Below are 1,273 nucleotides of genomic sequence, written 5' to 3'. Positions count from 1 at the left end.
GAGCCGGTCAATCGCTGGGTAGAGGCGGGCGGCATCGTGCTCGGCATGGTGCCGGGTGGGAAGCTGCTGACCAAGGGGACGACGCTGGCGAAGGTGGCGCGGGGGGCGGAGAAGGGGGCGGTAAAAGGTACGACTACACTGTATCGATCTGTTGGACCTGGCGAACTTGCCGACATCCAAGCTACAGGCGCACTGCGAAATCTTGGGTCTGCAGAAGGGAAGTACTTCACCACCTCTGCGGAAGCTGCGTCTTCCTACGCTAAGCAAGCCGTAAAGGGCTTTGGTGACGCACCGTATACCTTGATTGAAACTCGTGTGCCAGACAGCATTTTCAATGGACTGTCTCCCGCCATGGTAGATAGAGGTATTCCCGCCTGGGTAATTCCTACGGAGCGGTTGCAAGGATTGACACCCACAATCCTCGATTCAATGCCTATTCCTCATTAAGGAGACGATGAATGACACCGGATGCGTACTTGGAAGTACGATTTAACACCTTGGAGGAAGGGGGACGAAACACCTCAATAACTGGAGCACACTATGCTTGCCCTTTGTTCGTAGATGGAGAAGGGTTTGAGTGTAGATTGCTAATCAATGGAAAGACACTAGAGTTGGGCCAGTCGTATGAGGTGCCCGTCAAGTTTATGAATCGGGACCTGGTTTTACCAAAACTAAACATAGGGAAAACGGTGACCCTTTGGGAGGGTAAGGAAATTGGAACAGGTAAGGTGTTGAGATTGACCTAACACAGTCAGGACGTACCATTTTTGTGAAAATGGTATTCCTTATGTGTTTTATACCGAGAAATTGTAATTAGATGCCGGTTGCGCCCGGCGGACGCGAGACTTTTCTTGTTTCGCCAAGAAAAGTCCCCAAAAGAAGGCGACCCGTGCACCTTGCCCGCTGATCGCGGGTACCCTGCGCGGCTCGCCTGGGGCGGCGGCAAAAGAACTCGCTTCGCTCAAACAACTTTTGCCGTCTTCCCGCCCCATGCTGCGCTGCTCGGCAAGGCTTGACGGGATGTCGTCGCTCGTTGTGGCCGCATTGGTGTTGATGCTCTTTAACAATTTATCACTTACTGGGGTCGCGTCAGCGCCCCGGCCGCTACCGCCACCGGCCCCCAGCAGCTCACCTATTTCCATCGCGATCACCTGGGCTCAGTGATTGCCCTCAGCGACGACAGCGGCGCGGTCAAGGACCAACTGTCCTACGACCCATGGGGCCAACGCCGCCATCTGGATGGCAGCGACGACCCCAACCGCACCCTGACCGG

The 1,273-nt window shown here is 55.2% G+C and carries 2 protein-coding genes; one reads left to right on the top strand and one right to left on the bottom strand.

The features are described 5' to 3' along the window. Positions 1-447 (top strand): hypothetical protein (locus FFS57_RS25555; protein ID WP_171014221.1); only part of this gene is annotated, 447 nt, incomplete at its 5' end. Positions 448-794: 347 nt separating this feature from the next. Here FFS57_RS25555 and FFS57_RS25020 read toward each other — a convergent pair. Further along, positions 795-1,142, bottom strand: coding sequence for a hypothetical protein (locus tag FFS57_RS25020; RefSeq protein WP_137940527.1), 348 nt, complete (start codon positions 1,140-1,142; stop codon positions 795-797). Positions 1,143-1,273 lie beyond the last annotated feature (131 nt).

This window comes from Chitinivorax sp. B, from assembly GCF_005503445.1.
Lineage (GTDB): Bacteria > Pseudomonadota > Gammaproteobacteria > Burkholderiales > SCOH01 > Chitinivorax.
This window is presented reverse-complemented; position numbering and strand designations above follow the sequence as displayed.